At 75.2% G+C, this 19,251-nt stretch carries 18 protein-coding genes; 6 read left to right on the top strand and 12 right to left on the bottom strand.

The annotated features are described in order from the left end of the window. Nucleotides 1–18: 18 nt before the first annotated feature. From AB0N04_RS02990 to AB0N04_RS02980, 3 genes are read right to left on the bottom strand one after another with little or no spacing between them, the layout of a single operon-like run. The gene (locus AB0N04_RS02990) at nt 19–1,113 is read right to left on the bottom strand and encodes a serine hydrolase domain-containing protein (RefSeq protein WP_360208031.1); all 1,095 of its coding nucleotides are present in this window, start codon (nt 1,111–1,113) and stop codon (nt 19–21) included. A 48-nt stretch (nt 1,114–1,161) separates the two neighbouring features. Further along, complete coding sequence (locus AB0N04_RS02985) at nt 1,162–1,674, bottom strand: GNAT family N-acetyltransferase (protein WP_360208033.1); 513 nt, start codon at nt 1,672–1,674, stop codon at nt 1,162–1,164. Between the two features lie 24 nt (nt 1,675–1,698). Beyond that, entirely contained in the window at nt 1,699–2,112 is a 414-nt protein-coding gene (locus AB0N04_RS02980; protein WP_360208036.1) for an ankyrin repeat domain-containing protein, read from the bottom strand. A gap of 384 nt (nt 2,113–2,496) precedes the next feature. Between AB0N04_RS02980 and AB0N04_RS02975 the strand changes: the two genes are divergently transcribed. The 3 genes from AB0N04_RS02975 (at nt 2,497) to AB0N04_RS02965 (ending at nt 5,073) form a co-directional block, all read left to right on the top strand. Next, entirely contained in the window at nt 2,497–2,691 is a 195-nt protein-coding gene (locus tag AB0N04_RS02975) for a hypothetical protein (RefSeq protein WP_360208039.1), read from the top strand. Between the two features lie 114 nt (nt 2,692–2,805). Continuing rightward, on the top strand, nt 2,806–4,422 hold the full coding sequence (locus tag AB0N04_RS02970; RefSeq protein ID WP_360208042.1) for a hypothetical protein: 1,617 nt from the start codon (nt 2,806–2,808) through the stop codon (nt 4,420–4,422). 276 nt (nt 4,423–4,698) lie between these two features. After that, nucleotides 4,699–5,073, top strand: a complete 375-nt coding sequence (locus AB0N04_RS02965; protein ID WP_355365562.1) for an RNA polymerase-binding protein RbpA — start codon at nt 4,699–4,701, stop codon at nt 5,071–5,073. 162 nt (nt 5,074–5,235) lie between these two features. On the opposite strand, the gene fxsA is transcribed toward AB0N04_RS02965, so the two are convergent. From fxsA to AB0N04_RS02940, 5 genes are all read right to left on the bottom strand, one after another. Next, a complete protein-coding gene (gene fxsA / locus AB0N04_RS02960) occupies nt 5,236–5,814 on the bottom strand; it encodes an FxsA family membrane protein (RefSeq protein ID WP_360208045.1) in 579 nt (192 codons plus the stop codon). 55 nt (nt 5,815–5,869) lie between these two features. Continuing rightward, entirely contained in the window at nt 5,870–7,510 is a 1,641-nt protein-coding gene (gene lnt / locus AB0N04_RS02955) for an apolipoprotein N-acyltransferase (protein WP_360208047.1), read from the bottom strand. Between the two features lie 154 nt (nt 7,511–7,664). After that, nucleotides 7,665–8,123, bottom strand: coding sequence for an N-acetyltransferase (locus AB0N04_RS02950; RefSeq protein ID WP_360208050.1), 459 nt, complete (start codon nt 8,121–8,123; stop codon nt 7,665–7,667). Between the two features lie 48 nt (nt 8,124–8,171). Continuing rightward, complete coding sequence (locus AB0N04_RS02945) at nt 8,172–9,812, bottom strand: amidohydrolase family protein (protein WP_360208052.1); 1,641 nt, start codon at nt 9,810–9,812, stop codon at nt 8,172–8,174. A 31-nt stretch (nt 9,813–9,843) separates the two neighbouring features. After that, a complete protein-coding gene (locus AB0N04_RS02940; protein ID WP_030243361.1) occupies nt 9,844–10,284 on the bottom strand; it encodes an Lrp/AsnC family transcriptional regulator in 441 nt (146 codons plus the stop codon). Between the two features lie 297 nt (nt 10,285–10,581). Between AB0N04_RS02940 and AB0N04_RS02935 the strand changes: the two genes are divergently transcribed. Then, nucleotides 10,582–11,034: a hypothetical protein gene (locus tag AB0N04_RS02935; protein WP_360208054.1), complete on the top strand. Its 453-nt coding sequence runs from the start codon at nt 10,582–10,584 to the stop codon at nt 11,032–11,034. Nucleotides 11,035–11,220: 186 nt separating this feature from the next. On the opposite strand, the gene AB0N04_RS02930 is transcribed toward AB0N04_RS02935, so the two are convergent. Beyond that, nucleotides 11,221–12,384 carry an acyl-CoA dehydrogenase family protein gene (locus tag AB0N04_RS02930; RefSeq protein ID WP_360208056.1) on the bottom strand — a complete coding sequence of 388 codons (1,164 nt, stop codon included), beginning with the start codon at nt 12,382–12,384 and terminating at the stop codon, nt 11,221–11,223. A gap of 265 nt (nt 12,385–12,649) precedes the next feature. Here AB0N04_RS02930 and AB0N04_RS02925 point away from each other — a divergent pair, with 265 nt between their 5' ends. Beyond that, nucleotides 12,650–13,228: a hypothetical protein gene (locus AB0N04_RS02925; RefSeq protein ID WP_360208146.1), complete on the top strand. Its 579-nt coding sequence runs from the start codon at nt 12,650–12,652 to the stop codon at nt 13,226–13,228. A 408-nt stretch (nt 13,229–13,636) separates the two neighbouring features. Next, nucleotides 13,637–15,664, top strand: coding sequence for an AAA family ATPase (locus AB0N04_RS02920; RefSeq protein ID WP_360208148.1), 2,028 nt, complete (start codon nt 13,637–13,639; stop codon nt 15,662–15,664). 100 nt (nt 15,665–15,764) lie between these two features. On the opposite strand, the gene AB0N04_RS02915 is transcribed toward AB0N04_RS02920, so the two are convergent. The 3 genes from AB0N04_RS02915 to AB0N04_RS02905 all read right to left on the bottom strand — a co-directional run bounded on the left by AB0N04_RS02915 (nt 15,765) and on the right by AB0N04_RS02905 (nt 19,235). Beyond that, nucleotides 15,765–16,751 carry an NAD-dependent epimerase/dehydratase family protein gene (locus AB0N04_RS02915; protein ID WP_360208059.1) on the bottom strand — a complete coding sequence of 329 codons (987 nt, stop codon included), beginning with the start codon at nt 16,749–16,751 and terminating at the stop codon, nt 15,765–15,767. 97 nt (nt 16,752–16,848) lie between these two features. Next, the gene (locus AB0N04_RS02910; protein WP_360208062.1) at nt 16,849–17,895 is read right to left on the bottom strand and encodes a hemolysin family protein; all 1,047 of its coding nucleotides are present in this window, start codon (nt 17,893–17,895) and stop codon (nt 16,849–16,851) included. Continuing rightward, entirely contained in the window at nt 17,892–19,235 is a 1,344-nt protein-coding gene (locus AB0N04_RS02905; protein ID WP_360208064.1) for a hemolysin family protein, read from the bottom strand. The genes AB0N04_RS02910 and AB0N04_RS02905 overlap by 4 nt, the downstream gene beginning before the upstream one ends. Nucleotides 19,236–19,251: the final 16 nt, after the last annotated feature.

Here is a 19,251-nt window from a genome sequence, read left to right as displayed (position 1 = left end):
CCGCCCGGCGGTGCCCGGTCAGGGCGTGCTCGGGGAACCCTGGCCGAACACCGCCCGGCGGTAGGCGTTGCGCAGGTCGGTGAGCGGCTGGATCCCGCGGTCGTAGTGCACCTTGTTGGTGAGCAGCAGCGCCCAGCGGCCGAGCCGCCGGGAGACCCAGAGGCCGGTGCCGGTGAAGCCGTAGTGGACGAAGGTGCCCTCGGCCGGCTCCGTGCCGGGGGCGTACAGCCAGGACAGGCCGCGGGCGGGCGCGAGGCCCCCGGTCTGCTCGCGCAGCGACTCGGCCATCCAGGGTTCGCCCCAGGGCGGCCCGGCCGGCGGGGCGAGCACCGCGGTGAGGAAGCGGGCGAGGTCGCGGGCGGTGGAGAAGGCCCCGGCGTTTCCGGAGACCCCGCCGAGCAGTCGCGCGGAGGGGTCGTGGACGACGCCGCACAGGTGGGCCCCGGTCCGCTCGTCGTACTCGGTGGGTGCGGTGCGGTCGGCCTCGGCGGGGTCGAGCGGCCCGTACCGGGTGTCGGTCATGCCGAGCGGCCGCCAGACCTGGCGGTCGGCGAGCCGGTCGAGCGGGGCGCCGCCGAGGTCCTCGACGAGGTGGCCGAGCAGCACGGCGGCGCGGTCGGTGTACTCGACGGCCGTCCCGGGCGGGCGGTGCAGCGGGGCGGCGATCACCCCGGCCCGGATCGCCGCGAGGTCGCGTCCGTAGCGCTGCTCGAAGCCGGTGTACGGGAGCATTCCCGCGGTGTGGGCGAGGAGTTGACGTACCGTCACCACGCCGACGGGGTGCCCGGCGGCAGGCGGCCACCACCGGCCGAGGGGCTCGTCGAGCGGGAGCCGGCCGGCCTGCCACAGCGCCCCGGCACAGGGCCAGAGCGCGACGACCTTGGTGAGGCTGGCGAGGTCGTACCGGGTGTCCGGGCCGGCCGCGAGCCGGGCGTGCCGGCCCCGGCCGAGCACGCCGTGGGCGCCGCCGCCGATCCGGCCTCGGGCGTCGCCGACGGCCCACACGGCGCCGGCGCCGACGGTGCGGGCGCCGTCGGCGACCAGCCGGTCGAGCTCCCCGCCGGGCGCGGCCAGGGCGGGGAGCCGCTCGGCTCCGGGTGCTCGGTGGCTCATCCGTCCCCCTCGGAGGTGTCGGGGGAGCCTACCCGGCGGGCGGGCGGATCAGGCCGTCGCGGACAGTTCCTTGCCGAGGCAGATGCTCATCGGGTGTTCGCGGTAGATGCCGAACTTCCGGATCGCCGCGTACCCCTCGGACTCGTACAGCGCCACGGCCTCCGGCTGCTCGGTGCCGGTCTCCAGGATGGCCCGGGTGAGCCCGGCCTCGACGGCGGTCCGCTCCAGGTGGCGCAGCACCGCCCGGGCCAGGCCGCGGCCGCGGGCGGCCGGGATCACGAACATCCGCTTGATCTCCGCGTCACCGTCGCGCACCCCGTCCGGCCCGGCCTGCTTGGCCCGCCAGCCGCCGCAGGCGACCGGCCGGCCCCCCAGGTAGGCGATCAGGAACAGTCCGGACGGCGCCTCGAAGTCCTCGGCGTGCATCACGGTCTCGTCGGGGTCGCCGTAGCGGCGGACGTACTCCTGCTGGACCTCCGCCGAGAGGGCCTGGGCATCGGGGTGGGCGTAGCCGGTGACGCGGAACTCGACGGTGTCCGCCGCCGCGGTGGTGCTCTTCATGAGGAAAGAGCCTACGGCGGGGAGTCAGCGGGCCTCGAACCGGGCGACCAGGTCGTCCTTGCCGAACATCCGGGCGGTGTCGAGCGCGTTCGGAGTGCCGGCGGCCGGGTCGGCACCGCCGGCGAGCAGGACGGTCAGCACGTCCTCGGCGCCCTTGAAGACGGCGCCGGCGAGCGGGGTCTGACCGCGGTCGTTGGCGAGGTTCGGGTCGGCGCCGCGCTGCAGCAGGGCTTCCACGGTGGCGGCGTGGCCGTGGTAGGCGGCGAGCATCAGCAGGGTGTCGCCGCGGTCGTTGGTGAGGTCGGCGGGCGCGCCGGCGTCGACGTAGGCGGCCAGGGTGTCGGTCTCGCCGGCCCGGGCCGCGTCGAAGAGCTTCCCGGCGAGCGCGATCACCTCGGCGTCGGGGGCGTCGGCGGGCTGCTGGTGGGCGTCGGTCATGGCGGCGGCCTTTCCGGTCTGCGGGTGGAGGGTGCTGCGCGTACCGCACCGTAGCGGCCGGGCGGCGGCGCGGGCCAGCGTGCGTCCGGATTCCGGACGGCGCCCGGCCGGTGCGACACGTGTGCCGGAACGCTCCGGGGCCGTTCGGGCGAACTTCCCCGACCGCCGGGAAACCCCCGCCCCCCGCGGCGGGAATGCCTCGCCGCGCCGAAACGGCGCGGATACGGCCCCACCCGGGCCGGTTCGCATACCTCCGTCCGGACTCCAGGACGGTATCGGGGCGGGAAACCACCCATTTGCCCCGTTCCATCATCTATTACTTTTTGTCACGATTAAGGCACTTTCCGTGACACCGTCCCTGTCCCCCTCCCCGAGGAGCAGAGCGTGATCCTCTCGATTTCCGGCATCGTCCTGTTCGGCACCATCGCCTTCCTGTTCTTCCGCAGGGACGGACTAAAGGTCTCCCACGCCATCGTCTGCGCCCTCCTCGGCTTCTACATCGCCGGCTCCTCGATCGCCCCGAGCATCACCGCGGGCGGCGCCAGCCTGGCGAGCCTGCTCGGCGGCCTGAGGTTCTAGGGCGCGTCACTCCCCCGTACGGGCCCGGGCGCGGATCCCACCGCCCCGGGCCCCGTCGTACCACCGGCCCCGCCCCGCCACCCCACCCGTCCCACCCGCCCGGGGAGTCAAGGAATGCCGCTCAACCGCCACCTCAGCAAGGGTCGCGAGATCGCCCGGACCGCCGGGGACCACGCCTCCGACATGTTCGCCCCGCTCTCCGTGATCGGCCGCGGACTGCGCCACCACGCCGGCTGGACCAAGGACCGCTGGCAGACCACCCCCAAGGAGCGCCGCGGCCCGACGCTGTTCCTGGTCGCCGCCATGGCGGTCGGCGTCTACCTGCTGCCGCACGGCCTGCTGTTCGCGCTGATCGCCCTGATGGCCAGCGCCGCCTGGGCCGGCCGGGCCCCCAAGGCTGCCCCGGCACCGGCCGCCCCGGACGTCGCCGACGTCAAGCTCGGCGCGCTCTACGCGGCGCTCACCCCCTACCTGTGCGGCCCCGAGGACGCCAACCCGCTGTACCACTTCGAGGGCAGCTACAAGGACGCCTTCGGCTCCTGGGAGTTCGACGCCGAGGGCCGGCTCTCCCGGCTGGAACTGGGCTACCCGGCGTACTTCACCGACACCGAGCCCACCGCCCGGGCCCGGATCGAGCAGGTCGTCCAGGGCAAGGCCGGCCGGGCCCGGGAGTACCGCTTCGACTGGGACGAGGAGTCCAACCGGCTGCGGATCGCCGCGCTCACCCCGCTGCCCACCGACATCGTCGCCCAGCGCTTCGTGGCCGCCCCCGGCGAGATCGTGCTCGGCTTCACCGACGAGGACGGCACCGCCCGCACCATCCCGGTCTCCCGGGGCGGCGCGATCGCCCAGCAGCCGCCGGTGGTCTGGCGCACCGGCCCCCGTTCGGCCGAGCCGCACCTGCTGGCGCTCGGCGTCACCGGCTACGGCACCTCCAGCCTGATCCGCTCCGTCGCGCTCCAGGCCCTGCCGTACGCCGACCTGGTGGTCGTCGACGGCGCGGGCACCGGCGAGCACGCCTGCCTGGTCAACCGGCCCGGCGTGCACACGGTGGAGACCAGCCTGCACGGCGCACTCGCCGCCCTGGAGTGGGCCGTGCAGGAGACCGACCGCCGGCTCGCCGCGCTGAACGCCTCCCGGCACGCCGGCACCGCCCCGCCCGAGGACGTCACCCGGCCGCTCTGGCTGCTGCTGGACCACCCGACCGAGCTGAGCGAGCTCGCCCACGCCGAGGGCCGGCCGGACCCGCAGGACCTGCTCGAACTGCCGCTGCGGCACGGCCGCGCCGCCCGGGTCACCGTGGTCATCGCCGACGACCTCGAGGCCCGGGACCGGATCACCCCGACCGTGCGGGCCACCACCCGGGCCCGGGTGGTGCTCGGCCCCGCCGGCCCCGAGGAGGGCCACGCAGCGCTCGGCGCCCCGCTCGACATCGTGCCCGCCGCGCACGCCCCGATCGGCCGCGGCTACGCCCGGATCGGCAACGGCGCGCCCGTCCGGCTCCAGGTGCCCACCACCGTCGACCCGCTCGACGACGAGGCCCCGGCCCCGCTGCGGGACGCGGTGATCGCCCTGCTGCCGCACCGCGACACCCGGACCGAGGCCGCCGCCGACCTGCCGCCCCGGCCGGAGCACCCGCCGACGGCCCTGCGGGCCGACGGATCGCCGCTCACCCTGCCGGTCGCCCTCGGCAAGGACGAACCGATGATCCGTTCCCGTCCGATCTCGTAACCGCCCGGGGACGGGGGCGGCGACGGGCGTCGAATCCCGTCCCGGTACGCTCGTGGTGGAAAGGCCGACCGATCACCAGATGTGAAATAGGTGACACCTGGGGTGATATCCGCGGCCAGATGTGACAAATCGGGCGCCGGTGGGTACAAACAGGGGCGGCACGACAGACGACGCATGTCCCGGGACGGGAATCTTCGTCGGAAGCCGAGCGTTGACCGAACGACGAAGAACAGCGACCACTAGTCCTGTGGGCCATAAGCCCGGGAGGCACGATTCATGAGCGAGCGAGCTCTCCGCGGCACGCGACTCGGGGCCACTAGCTACGAGACCGACCGCGGTATCGATCTGGCTCCCCGCCAGACCGTCGAGTACGCATGTCAGAACGGACACCGATTCGAGGTTCCTTTCTCGGTCGAGGCGGAGATCCCCGCGACCTGGGAATGTCGCTTCTGTGGCCAGGAGGCAGCACTTCTCGACGGCGACGAGCCGGAGGAGAAGAAGGTCAAACCCACGCGCACCCATTGGGACATGCTGATGGAGCGCCGGACGCGCGAGGAGTTGGAGGAGGTGCTGGCCGAACGGCTGGCCGTGCTCCGCTCCGGCGGGATGAACCTCGCGGTGCATCCGCGGGACACCCGCAAGAGCGCCTGATCTCTCTCCCGCCACGGCGGGAGGACGCGAAAAGGGACCCTGGTCACCAGGGTCCCTTTCGCGTCCTCCGGCCCCGCCCGGGGCAGGCCGCCCGGCCGCCGGACGGCCCGCCGGGCGGCCGTCCGGGCACGGCCGTCCGGGCCGGAGGAGCGGAGGATCGGATCAGCCGGCGATCGGCGGGCGGTAGGTGGTGTCCGGGCCCTGCTGGTCCCGCGGAGCGGCGCCCGGCTCCACCACCTCGCCCTGGATCACCTTGCCGTCCGGGCGGTGGATGCGCAGCTGCTCCTGCAGCCGCATCGCGTCCGCGAACGGGGCGGACCCGGCGGCGGCGGTGCTGCGCAGGGCCTTGTCGGCCACCCGGCGGCCGGCCGCCCGCCACAGCGCCCTGGTCGGCGGGAAGAGCAGGGTCAGCGCCAGCGCGTCCGACAGGAAGCCCGGGACGATCAGCAGCACGCCGGCCAGCACCGTCATGCTCGTCCCGGTCTGCGGCTGCTGGGACTTCGGGTCCTTGCTCTGCTCGATCGCCGCGGACAGCGCCTTCAGCCCGGCCCGCTTGATCAGCGAGCCGCCGATCAGCGCGCCCGCGACGAGCAGCAGCAGCACGACGAATCCGCCCAGCCACGAGCCCACTTGGACCAGCAGCCAGATCTCCAGCACCAGCCAGGCGGTGATCAGCAACGGCAGCAGCCGGCGGAGCCTTCCGCGCGGGGCCGGACGGGTGGGGGCGGCTTGCTCGGTCACGGTACGGATCCACTCCAGGCGGTGCTCTGCGCGCCGCACGGGAGGTCCGGGCCGGCTACGGCACCACCCGGTCCAACGAATCCGTCGCGGCCGGTGTTCCGGCGGCGGCCCTGCGGCGGCGCCCGACCAGTACGCCCGCGCCGCAGGCCAGCAGGCCCGCGACGGCCAGCGTCCACTCCGGCGCGGCACCGACCCGGTCCGCCACCGTGGTGCCGTCGCGCAGCGGGACCGTCGCCGACAGCTCGGCCGGCGTCAGCTCCTCGGTGCGCTGCTGCACCGTGCCGTCCGGGGAGATCACCGCGCTGATGCCGCTGGTCGCGGCGATCAGCACGGCCCGCCCGTGCTCGACGGCGCGCAGCCGGCTCATCGCGAGCTGCTGCTCCGGCTGGCCGGTCCTGGCGTAGGTCGCGTTGTTGGTCTGGACGACCAGGACGCGGGCGCCGCTGTCCACGGTGTCCCGGACGATCTCGTCGTAGGCGACCTCGAAGCAGATCACGTCGCCGATCCGGGCCGGGCCGAGCTGCATCACGCCGTTGTGGTCGCCGGGGTAGAAGTCCCGGGCGACCCGCTGGAGGCGGGTGATCACCTTCATCAGCTGGGCGCGGAACGGCACGTACTCGCCGAACGGGACGGGGTGCTGCTTGGTGTAGGAGGCGCCCGGGCCGGTCTTCGGGTCCCACACGATGCCCTCGTTCTGGACGTGCTGGGCGTCCGGGCCGTCCACCAGGGTGCCGACCAGGGTGGGCACGCCGACGGTCTTCACCGCCTGGTCGATCCGCTGGTAGGCGAGCGGGTCGCTGAACGGGTCCAGGTCGGAGGAGTTCTCCGGCCAGATCACGATGTCCGGGCGCTCGACCCTGCCGGCCCTGATGTCCGCGGCGAGGCGCTCGGTGGCCACCGCGTGGTTGTTCAGGACCATCATCGGTCGGCCGAGGAAGTCCATGCCCGGGTTGGGCACGTTGCCCTGCACGATGGCGACCTTCACGGTGTCGGCCGCCGCGGTCGGCACCGGCACCAGGTAGCCGGCCAGCAGCGCGGCCACCGCGCCCAGCGCCGCCAGCGCGGCCGCCTTCGGGGCCCGGCCCGGCCCGCGCAGGCGCAGCGCCGCCCAGGCCAGGAGGGCGCCGGAGAGGGCGACCGCGAAGGTCACCAGCGGGGCGCCGCCGAGCGCGGCCAGCGGGGTGTACGGGGTCGCCGTGTTCGCGAAGGCCAGCCGCCCCCACGGGAAGCCGCCGAGCGGCAGCCGGTCCCGGGCCCACTCCTGGGTGATCCACAGGCAGGCCGCCCACAGCGGCCAGGCCGGCAGCCGGGAGGTCAGTGCCAGCCCGCTGCCGAGCACGGCGAGGAACAGCGCCTCCACGACCGACAGGCCGACCGTCGCGTCCCAGCCGACCACCCGCAGCCAGCTGAGCAGCATCAGGAAGAACGGCAGGCCGAAGGCGAAGCCCGTCCAGGCCGCCTGGCGGGCGGTGCGGCCGCGGGTGAGCAGCGAGAGCGCGGCGACGCCCAGCAGCGAGAGCGGCCACAGGTCGAAGGGCGGGAAGGCGAGCGCCAGCAGCAGTCCGGCCAGCGCGGCCAGGCCGGTGCGGGGCAGCCCGGCGCGGACCCGGGCGAGCGCGCGGGTGACCCGGCCGGGCGCGGGCGCCGGCTCGGCCGGCTCGGGTGCGGCCCCGGACCGCTCCTGGGTGACGGGCATGGCCACCGGCGCACCATCTTCCTGCGTGTTGCTGTTCGGACGCTGTCCGAAGAAGGTACCCCGGAACGCCAGGGAAGCGTGAGGTCAGGGTGATGGGCGACCGGCGGCCCGGGGGCGGCCCCGCGCCCCCTGCCCCGGGCCCCGGGCCCGCTGGTCAGCGGGCGGCGTAGCGGATCGGGCCGAGCGGCCACCGGCCGGCGAGCCAGGCGGACACGGCGCGGTGCAGCGGGGCGTCCAGGTGGGCCCGGTCGGCCCGGACCCAGGAACTGACGTTCACGACCGCCGGGTCCTCGCGGTCCCGGCAGACGTAGACGCAGCCGATCACCTCGTCCCGGTCCGGCTCCAGGACGGTGTAGGCGAAGCCGGTCCGGGCGGCGAAGTCGGCCGCGTGCCGGCGCAGGTCGGCGAGGTTCCGTTCGAGGGTCATCCCGGTGACGGGCGGCCAACGGCGGCCGGCGAAGCCGGGGGTGGCCCGGATGTGCGCGATGCCGCCCGTCCAGGCGGCGTGGTCGGAGGCGTTGTGCTGCTCGCCCAGGGGCTCCAGGCGGAACTCCGGGGCGAGCAGCTCGCGCGGGACGGTGAAGTCGGCGGGCACCAGTGGGTCGGTCGTCATACCGGCCAACCTAGGGGCCGGCTTCCGAACCACCGGCCCGGGGGGATTTCAGGCCCGGTGGACGGTGCGGCCGCGGACGACGGTGCGCAGGCAGGCCGGCAGCGGGCGCCCGGGGGTGAGGTCGGGCAGGCCGGGGGTGCCGGAGCGCGGATCGGTGGACCAGCCGGCCACCCGGGAGTCCGGGGCCTGCACGACCAGCTCGTCGGCGGCCCAGATCGCGTAGCTGGCGACGGCCCCGGGCACGAGCACGCCGTCCTGGTCGCGGCCGATCGCGCGCCAGCCGCCGCGGGTGTGCGCCGTGAAGGCGGCGCGGACGGAGATCCGGTGCTCCGGGGTGCGGTGGAAGGCCGCGGCGCGGACGGTGCCCCAGGGGTCGAGCGGGGTGACCGGCGCGTCCGAGCCGAACGCCAGCGGGACGCCGGCCCGCAGCAGGGCGGCGAAGGGGTTGAGCGCGGCGGCCCGCTCGGCGCCGAGGCGCCGGACGTACATGCCCTCCGGGCCGCCCCAGGCGGCGTCGAAGGCGGGCTGGACGGAGGCGGTCAGGCCGAGCTCGGCGAAGGCCGCGATGCTCTTGTCGTCCAGCGCCTCGGCGTGCTCGACCCGGTGGCGCAGGGCCCTGACCCGGGCCGCGCCGACCCGCTCGCCGGCCGCCCGGACGCCGTCGACGACGGCGGCCACGGCCGCGTCGCCGATGGCGTGGAAGCCGGCCTGGATCCCCGCCTCGGTGCAGGCCGCCACGTGGTCGGCGACCTGCTCGGCGGTCAGGTAGGCGGTGCCGGTGTGCTCGGCGTCCGCGTACGGGGTGTGCAGGCAGGCGGTGTGCGAGCCGAGCGCGCCGTCCACGAAGAGGTCGCCGCCGGCACCCACCGCGCCGAGCCGAGCGGCCGTCTCGACGCCGCCCAACTCTCCCCAGTAGCCGAACACTTCGGGACCGTCGCCCTCGGCGGCCAGGGCCAGCAGGGCGCTCAGGTCCGCCTCCGAGGAGATCTGCGGGCCGGCGCACTCGTGCAGCGCGCCGATGCCGAGTTCGGCGGCCCTGGCGAGGGTGGCCCGCTGGGCCCGGCGCCGCTGCGAGGGCGTCAGGCGGGCCAGCGCGGTCTGCCGCACGGCGTGGTGGGCGTCCTTGGTGAGCGGGCCCTCCGCCGCGTACCCGGCGCACTCGGCCAGGCCGGTGGTGAGCGCGCGCAGCGCGGTGGTGGCGAGCGCGGAGTGCACGTCGGTGCGGGAGAGGTAGAGCGCGGCGCCGCGGGCGGCCGCGTCGAGTTCGGCGAGCGTGGGCGGGCGGCCCTCGGGCCAGCCGGTCTCGTCCCAGCCGTGGCCGAGCAGCACCCCGTCGGCTTCGCCCCGCTCCTCGACGAAGGCGGTGACGGCGGCGAGGGCGGCGGCCAGCGAGGGGCTGCCGGTGAGGTCGAGGCCGGTGAGCGCCAGGCCGGTGGCGGTGGCGTGCACGTGGGCGTCGACGAAGGCGGGGGTGACCAGGGCGCCGTCCAGCTCGACGATCTCGTCGGCCGTCGCGGCGTACGCCTCGGCGGCGCCGTCGCTGCCGACCCAGGCGACGTGCTCGCCCTCGACGAGCATCGCGGTGGCGAAGGGGTCGGCGGGGCTGTAGACGGCGCCGCCGCGCAGCAGGACGGTTCGTGGGCCGCTCCGGCCCGAGGACGGGCGCGGGGGGAGGGTGCGTTCGGTCATGCCGCCAAGTCTGCACCCGCGGGGTTCGCCCTCAGAGCTTCGGGGGTCGGGCCTCGTAGGGGGTGGAGAGCACGACGGTGGTGCGGGTGGAGACGCCGGCCGCGCTGCGGATGCGGGCGAGCAGGTCCTCCAGGTCGCCGGGGGCACCGACGCGGACCTTGAGGATGTAGTTCTCGTCACCGGCGACGCTGTGGCAGGCCTCGATCTCCGGGAGGCCGGCCAGCCGTTCGGGGGTGTCGTCCGGGGCGCTCGGGTCGAAGGGCTTGACCGAGATGAACGCGGTCAGCGCGAGGTCGACGGAGTCCGGGTCGATGATCGCGGTGTACCCGCGGATCACCCCGCGCTGTTCCAGGCGGCGCACCCGCTGGTGCACCGCCGAGGTGGACAGGCCGGTGGCCTTGCCCAGGTCCGTGTAGCTCATCCGGCCGTCCTCGAGGAGCAGCTGGACGATGCGTTGGTCGAGGTCTTCCACAGTGCGCAAACCTACCCGGTCGGGGCACGGGGGGCGCACGCGGCGTCACGCAACGCCCCGGCCCGGGGCGCGCCCCCGGCTTCCGGTCAAGGGCGCACGGGGGCGATCCGGTGGGCGGCCGGGGCGACGGCGGGTGTCCGCACGGCACATGCCGGGTGAATGTGGCGTCCGATGTGGCCAAGGACACACCCGGTGCATCACGGTGCACCTGACCGCAGGGTTATGAGCCCGGATCACAGGGAAGTGCTGGTTGTGGCCCCGGGCGACCACGCCGGGCCCGATCCGAGGGGGATCCTCATGCCGACTGACCAGCGTGCCCTGGGCGCCGACGAGACCGACGATACGACCGGCCGCGACGACCTCGCGGTCGATCACGACCTCGCGCCGGGCGTCGACCCGGGCGAGGCCGACACCTGGGACATCTTCCGGGTGCACTGCCCCGAGTGCCGCCGCCCGATCGCCCTGGTGGCCGACGAGGAGCGGCTGCCGCAGCACGCGCTGCTGCCGACGGCCTGGAACCCCTTCGCCCCCGCGCTCTGCCCGGGTTCGGGCACGCCGACCGACGACCTGGCCGAGGTGGAGACCCCGGACGACGCCCAACCGACCGGCCTGGCCGCACTGTTCGCGCTCCCCACCGAACTCGACTGGCGCACCCAGCCGTTCTCGCACGCGGTGGCGCACCGGCCGGTGCGCACCGCCGCCGTCACCCCGGTGATCCCCGAGCAGCGCCGCCGCCTCGTCCGCCGCTGACCCGCCGGGGCCCGGCCCCGGCCCGGACACGCCTCCGGCCGTCACTCCGCACCCTGGAGTGACGGCCGGAGGCCGTTCGGGAGGTCAGCCCTCGGTCCCGCCGGGCCGGCCCCGGTTCGGCGGGCCGGCCGGCGGTTCGGGGGGCGGGCCGGCGGTTCGGGAGGCAGGCCCGCGGTTCGCGGGAGGTCAGCCCTTGGTGAGGTGGCGGCCGATCACCAGGCGCTGGATCTGGTTGGTGCCCTCGACGATCTGCAGCACCTTCGCCTCGCGCATGTAGCGCTCGGCCGGGAAGTCCTGGGTGTAGCCGTAGCCGCCGAGGACCTGGACGGCGTCGGTGGTCACCCGCATCGCGGCGTCGGTGCAGAACAGCTTCGCCATCGCCGCCTCCTTGGAGAACGGCCGGCCCGCGTCCCGCAGTCGGGCGGCGGACAGGTAGAGCGCGCGCCCGGCCTCGATCTGGGTGGCCATGTCGGCGAGCATGAAGGACAGGCCCTGGAAGTCCGCGATCGGGCGGCCGAACTGGCGGCGGGTGCGCGCGTAGTCCACCGCGAGGTCGAGCGCGGCCTGCGCGACGCCGACCGCACAGGCGGCGATGCCGAGGCGGCCGGAGTCGAGCGCGGCGAGGGCGATCTGGAAGCCCTGGCCCTCCTCGCCGATCAGCCGCTCCCGCGGCACCCGGGCGCCGTCGAAGTGCAGCTGCGCGGTGGGCGAGGACTTCATGCCCATCTTGTGCTCCGGCGGCGCGGCCGACAGGCCCTGCACGTCGCCGGGGAGCAGCAGGCAGCTGATGCCCTTGGGGCCCTCGCCGCCGGTGCGCACCAGGGCGCTGTAGAAGTCCGCCTGACCGCCGTGCGTGATCCACGCCTTGGTGCCGTTGACCACGTAGGCGTCGCCGTCGAGGTCGGCGCGGGTGCGCAGCGCGGCGGCGTCCGAGCCGGACTGCGGCTCGGAGAGGCAGTAGGCCCCGAGCTGTTCGCCGGAGAGTATCCCGGGCAGCCACTGCGCGCGCTGCTCCTCGGTGCCGAAGCCGGCCAGCGCGTGGCAGGAGAGGGTGTGCACGCTCACGCCGAGGCCGACGGCGAGCCAGCCGGCCGCGAGCTCCTCCAGCACCTGCAGGTACACCTCGTAGGGCTGCTCGCCGCCGCCGTACTTCTCGTCGTACGGGAGGGAGAGCAGGCCGGCCTCGCCGAGGGTGCGGAAGACCTCCCGCGGGAAGCGCCCGGCGGCCTCGTCCTCGGCAGCGCGGGGCTGCAGCTCCCGCTGGACCAGGTCCCGGGTGAGGCTCAGCAGCTCGCGGGCCTCCTCGCTGGGCAGCTGGCGCTCCACGGCTTTCGCGGGGGACGGGGTCATGGCGGCGGTCGCCTCCTCGATCGGGCGCCGGGACCGTGGTGTGGCGGGTCCGGCGCGGGTGTGGCAGGTCGGCCCGACCGGCACCGGATTGCGGTGAACGGCCGTTCACAGGCGGGGCGCTGCGAAGTATGCCGGAAACCGGCGGCTCCGTCACGATCGGTCTGGTGGAACTGGCCGGAGTGGTTGGCTACGGCACCGTAGGGTTGCCGTTGTGGCTGCTTCCGGAACCCCCGCCTCCGCCGTCCCGCCCGAGTACGGCCCCGCGATGGGCGCCCTCGCGGCGGAGCTGCGCGCACTGCCGCCGTCCTGCGGCCCGGTGCGGCTGGTCGCGGTGGACGGGCACGCGGGCTCCGGCAAGACCACCTTCGCCGGGCGGCTGTCCGCGGCGCTCGACGGGGCGCCGGTGGTCCACCTCGACGACCTGGCCACCCACGCCGAGCCGTTCGGCTGGACGGAGCGGCTGCGCGAGCAGGTGCTGGAACCGCTGGCGGCGGGCCGGGGCGCCGCGTACCGGGTGTACGACTGGACGCTGCGCCGCTTCGAGGGGACGGCCCCGGTGCCGGCCGCCCCGGTGGTGCTGGTGGAGGGCGTCGGGGCCGGACGGCGGGCGGTGCGGCCGTGGCTGGCCCGGGTGATCTGGATGGAGCTGGACGCCGGTGCGGCCCGCCTCCGGGGCGAGCGGCGGGACGGTCCGGAACTGGCCGATTTCTGGGCGGACTGGGCCCGGGCCGAATCGGCGCATTTCGCCGCGGACCCGAGCCGCCCGCACGCGGCGACGAAGGTCGACGGGGTGACCGGACGAATCACGCCGGGCACCGTCGGTGAACCTTCAACAAGCCCTTGACCTGCGGTATCGCCAGGACTTAGGTTCTCCTCAGCTGCCGGAACGGGATGTTCCGGCCGCCTCGGACCCGGCGCCCCCGGCTTGTTCCCCCGTGAGTCGGGGGCGCCGTCCGGTCCCCTTCCGAATCCCGCTCCCCCACCGCCGGAACGAGCCCGCACCCGCTCAACGGCCGCGCGCGCGATCGCATTTGACCCCGTGCGGCACCCTTCCGGATCAGCTCCGCCCCGGTACGATTCCTGGCAGGCGCATATGCGCCCGGGGGCATCCGACCACCGGCCCGGCAGCGCGAAGGCGACCGCCACCGAGCCCCGGGCCACACCGCGGGGGGCGTGAGTGACGACGGTGGACAGTTCCGACAGCAACGCGGGCGGCCCGGACCTGCTCGCCGACCGCGCCTGGCTGCGTGCCATGGACGCCTACACGGCCGGCGCGTACGCGCGCGCCGAGGAGGAGTTCCGTGCGGCCGTCCGGCTGGATCCGGGGATGGCCGACGCCTGGCTCGGCCTGCACGCGCTGCGCAGCGACACCTCGGCCGCACTGCTGGCCATGTACCGCAACCAGAAACGGTTCGGCGAACAGCGCCGCCGGCACCGACGCTCACTGAGCTCCTGGTACTGGCTCGGCTGGTGGGTGCAGCCCGTCCTGGAGGACGCCCGCGACCTGGCCCTGGCCCACGCCTCGCACTGGCTGGACGGCCGGCACCTGGCCGAGCTGGACCGCGCGCTGGAGCAGTGCCCGGCCCCCAGCGAGGACCCGTCCGCCCAGTTCCTCTACGCCTGCCGCTCCTACCTGCTGAAGGACTGGGAACAGCTGATCCGGGACACCGACCGGCTGCTGGACGACCCGCTGCTCGGCATCGAGGCCGGCCTGTTCGCCGGCATGGCCCGCGTCCGGCTGGACATGTGCGCCCAGGCCCAGGCCCCGCTGGCCGCCTCGCTGGCCCGCTGCCGCTCGGAGCAGCCGCAGCGCAAGGAGCTGCGGTACTGGCTGGCCCGGGCCTACGAGGGGGCCGGGCGCAGTGCCGCCGCACTGCCGCTCTACCGGGCGGTGCACCGGGCCGACCCGGTGTTCATGGACACCGCGGCCCGGCTGGCCGCGATCGCGGCGGAGGACGGCCTCGCGGACGGACTCACCGACGGCCTCGCGGACGGCCTGCTGACCGGCGGCCCGCCGGCCGGCGGCAGATCCGCCGGGATCGAGGAACTCGGGCCGGAGGGGGCGGAGTTCCAGGACGGCACGGGGTACGCCGGGGCCGGCGGCTTCGACGACGGCGCCACCGGGTTCACGGGCTTCGCCGACCCGGCCGACCTCGCCGGGGAGTCCGGGGAGTCCGGGTACCCCGACCCGGCCGGGTACCCCGAGGGGGCCACCGCGTACACCGAGGGGCCGGCCTTCACCGGCGGGACGGGCTTCGGGGACGGCCCGCCCCGGAGCGACGGCCCGCCGACGGGCGCCGCACCGCAGGCGGCCGGCGAGCGGTCCGGGGCGCCGGCCGGCTCCGCCGCCCAGGCGCCGCTCCCGGTCCACGCCGAGGCCCAGCCCCGGGCGGCCTCCCCGACGGCCGCCCAACCGGTCGACGACGAACACGAGTTGGACGCCGCACTGGCCGAACTCGCGCTGATGGTGGGCCTGGAGCCGGTCAAGCGCCAGGTCCGGGCGCTGTCCGCGCAGCTGCGGATGTCCCGGCTCCGGGCCGCGCAGGGCCTGCCCGTCCAGCCGCCCAAGCGCCACTTCGTCTTCTCCGGGCCCTCCGGCACCGGCAAGACCACCGTGGCCCGGATCCTCGGCCGGGTCTTCCACGCCCTCGGGCTGCTCTCCGGCGACCACCTGGTCGAGGCCCAACGGGCCGACCTGGTGGGCGAGTTCCTCGGACAGACCGCGGTCAAGGCGAACGAGCTGATCGACTCCGCCCTGGACGGCGTGCTGTTCATCGACGAGGCCTACAGCCTCTCCAACTCCGGCTACACCAAGGGCGACGCCTACGGCGACGAGGCGCTCCAGGTGCTGCTGAAGCGCGCCGAGGACAACCGCGACCGGCTGGTGGTGATCCTGGCCGGCTACCCCGAGGGCATGAACCGGCTGCTGGCCACCAACCCCGGCCTCAACTCCCGGTTCACCACCCGGGTGGACTTCCCCAGCTACCGCCCGAACGAACTGACCGCGATCGGCGCGGCCCTGGCCGGCCGGGACGGCGACGGCTGGGACGAGGACGCGGCCGAGGAGCTCGCCAGCATCTGCACCCACGTGGTCCGCGAGGGCTGGATCGACGAACTGGGCAACGGCCGGTTCATCCGCACCCTGTACGAGAAGTCCTGCGCCTACCGCGACCTGCGGCTCTCGCTGCTGCGCGAGCCGCCGGGCCGCGAGGACCTGGCGACCCTGCGGCTGCCCGACCTCGTCCAGGCCTACGGGGAGCTGATCGACGGCCGCGGCTGAGACCTGCTCCGCGTTGCCGGGCCCCGGCTCCCGGGGGTGCTATCGGCCCCGGGGCCGAGAGGGGTTCCCCGCGGCCGGACCCGGCTCCCGGGGCCGGGGCTCAGCCCTGCAGCAGCGCCGCCTCGCGCTCCGGGTCCAGCCCGACCTTCGGGCGGTCGGCGCGCTGCGGGGCACCGCCGCCGAGCGACCGCAGCCAGGCCCAGGTGTCCTCGACCGTCTCGGCCACCGGGCGGCAGCGCAGCCCGGCCGCCACCGCCCGCTCCACCGACGCGCCGTGCAGGAAGTCGTACAGCTCCCCGGGCGCCAGCCAGACCGGCAGCTCCGTCCACGGCTCCACCCCGGCCGCCAGGATGCGCTCGGGGTCGGTCCAGCGCAGCCGCGCGTCCGAGCCGGTGGCCCGCACGCAGGCCTCCAGCAGCCCGCCCATCGTGGTGTGCCCGGCCGGGCTGACCACGTTGTAGGCCCCGCCGAGCCGGGCCGCCGCGGCGTCCAGGGTCCAGCTCGCCAGGTCGCGGGCGTCGACGTACTGCAGGGCGAGGTCACGCGGACCGGGGGCGAGCACCGGGCCGCCGCGGGCGATCCGGTTCAGCCACCAGGGCAGCCGGCCGACGTCCTCGTACGGGCCGAGGATCAGCCCGGCCCGGGCGAGCAGGGCGCTCCCGCCGAACTCCGCCTCCAGGGCCAGCTCGGCGCCGCGTTTGGCCTCGGCGTACGGCGCCCCCTCCCCGGCGTCCGGGGAGGCCTCGACGACCCCCGCCGACTCGTCCGCCCCGGCCCCCGACGGGTAGGCGTACACGGAGCGGCTGGAGACGTAGGCGTAGTGCCCCACCCGGCCGTTCAGCAGGCGGGCGCTGTCGCGCACCGCCGCCGGGGCCCAGGACCAGGTGTCCACCACCGCGTCCCACTCCCCCGCGGCCAGCGCCGCGAGCCCGCCCTCGGCGGTGCGGTCGCCCCGCACCACCCGCACGCCCTCGGGCGCGGGCCGCGTGCCGCGGTTGAGGGCCGTCACCTCCCAGCCCCTGGCCAGCGCCTCCTCGGCGACGGCCCGTCCGACGAACTTCGTTCCACCCAGCAGCAGAAGCCTCATGCCGACCACCCTGCCCCGGGGTGGCCGGCATGGGAACGGCTCCCTGCTCTGGGCAGAATCGCCGACGGCGGACACGCCGTCGGCGGAACCGGGAACCTCAGGCGGCGGAGCGGTGGTCGGGGTCGTGCATCTCGCCCACCAGCTCCTCCAGCACGTCCTCCAGCGTGACCACGCCGAGCGTGCGCCCGTCCTGGTCCAGCACGGCGGCCAGGTGGCAGGTCGCCCTGCGCATCGCGCCCAGCGCGTCGTCCAGCGGGAGGCTGCCGCGCAGCACCGTGATCGGGCGCCACAGGCGGGCCGGGACCGGCGCGGACGGGTCGTCCACGTCGAGGATGTCCTTGAGGTGCAGGTAGCCCAGGTAGCCGTGGCCGGCCGGGTCGCCGTCGGTGACCGGGAAGCGCGAGAAGCCGGTGCGCAGCGCCAGCTCCTCGACCTCGGCGGCGGTCACCTTGGTGTCCACCGTGACCAGCTGCTCGGGCTTGAGCAGTACCTCGGTGACCGGGCGGTGGCCCAGCTCCAGGGCGTCCTCCAGGCGCTCCTGGCGGCCCTCGTCGAGCAGGCCCGCGTCCCGGGAGTCGACCAGCAGGTACATCAGCTGCTCGGTGGTGAACACCGACTCGACCTCGTCCCTGGCCTCGACCCGGAACAGCTTCAGCACGCCGTTGGCCAGCGAGTTCAGCATCCGGATGACCGGGGCGAGCCAGCGCGCCAGCCGGTCCAGCGGCGGGCCGAGCCAGAGCGCGGCCTTCTCCGGGCCGGCCATCGCCATGTTCTTCGGCACCATCTCGCCCATCACCATGTGGAGGAAGACCACGACGGCGAGCGAGATCCCGTAGGAGAGCGGGTGCATCAGGCCGGAGGGGACGCCGATCGCGTGGAACGGACCCTCCAGCAGGCTCGCGATGGTCGGCTCGGCGAGCGCACCGAGGCCCAGCGAGCAGACGGTGATGCCGAGCTGGGCCGCGGCCAGCATCGCGGACACGTTGGACAGGGCGTGCAGCACCGTGCGGGCGCGCTTGTGGCCCGCCTCGGCGAGCGGTTCGATCTGGCTGCGGCGCACCGACACCACGGCGAACTCGGCGCCGACGAAGAAGGCGTTGCCCAGCAGCAGCAGGACGGCGACGGCCAGTTGGAGCGCGGTCATCGGTCGTCCCCGTCGTTGTCGTCGAACACGGACGGAGCGCTGGTGCGCTCCACCCGGACCTGGCTGGTGCGGTGCCGGTCGACACCCGTCACGGTGAAGCGCCAGCCCGGCAGCACCGCCTGCTCACCCACCGCGGGCAGCTTGCCGAGCAGGTCGGCGACCAGGCCGGCCAGGGTCTCGTACGGGCCGTCGGGGGCGTTCAGGCCGATGGCCTCCAGCTGGTCGATCCGGGCGCGGCCGTCGGCCTCCCAGACCGGCAGGCCGTCCACCGGGGGCAGCGGGAACAGCTCGGGGCGGTCCGCGGGGTCGTGCTCGTCCTGCACCTCGCCGACGATCTCCTCGACGATGTCCTCGACGGTGACGACACCGGCGGTGCCGCCGTACTCGTCGACCACGATGGCCATCGGCTGAAGGCGGCGCAGCCGGTCGAGCAGCCGCTCGGCGGGCAGCGTCTCGGGCACCAGCAGCGGCGCCGAGGCCAGCTCGGCCACCCGGACCAGGCCGCGCCGGGCGGCCGGGACGGCCAGCGCGTCCTTGAGCGTCACGATGCCGGTGACCTCGTCCAGGCTGTCGGCGTAGACCGGGAAGCGGGACAGGCCGGTGGCGCGGGTCAGGTTGACCACGTCGGAGGCGGTGGCGTCGCGCTGCAGGGCGGCGACGTCGACCCGCGGGGTCATCACGGACTCCGCGGTGAGCTCGCCCAGGCCGAGGGTGCGGACGAACAGGGTCGCCGACTCCTCGTCTATCGCGCCGGCCTTGGCCGAGTGGCGGGCCAGCGAGACCAGTTCGGCCGGGGTGCGGGCGTGGTCCAGCTCCTCCTGCGGCTCGACGCCGAAGGCGCGCACCGTCCGGTCGGCCGCCCCGTTGAGGAAGCTGATCAGCGGGCGGCAGACGAAGGAGAAGGCCATGTGCGGGGCGGCGACCGCGCGGGCCACCTGGAGCGGGCGGGAGATCGCCCAGTTCTTCGGGACCAGCTCGCCGATCACCATCTGCACGACGGTGGCCAGCACCATGCCGACGATCACGGCGGTGCCGCGGGCGGCCGACTCGGGCACGCCGATGCCGGTCATGACCGGGCCGAGCAGGGTCGACAGCGCCGGCTCGGCGAGCATGCCGACCACCAGCGAGGTGACGGTGATGCCGAGCTGGGCGCCGGAGAGCTCGAAGGAGAGGTGCCGCAGGGCCCGGGAGACGCGGGCGGACTTGGCGTCGCCGCTCCCGGCGGAACGTTCCACCGCACCGCGTTCGACGGTCACGAAGGCGAACTCGGCCGCCACGAAGAGGCCGTTGGCGAGGATCAGCAGGAGGGCTGCGAGCAACAGCAGCCAGGCGGTGATCACAGTGCCGCCTGCCTTC

This window comes from Kitasatospora sp. NPDC051702 (assembly GCF_040681575.1).
GTDB lineage: Bacteria > Actinomycetota > Actinomycetes > Streptomycetales > Streptomycetaceae > Kitasatospora.
The sequence above is the reverse complement of the archived record's forward strand: the minus strand, read 5'-3'. Positions and strand labels throughout refer to the sequence as shown.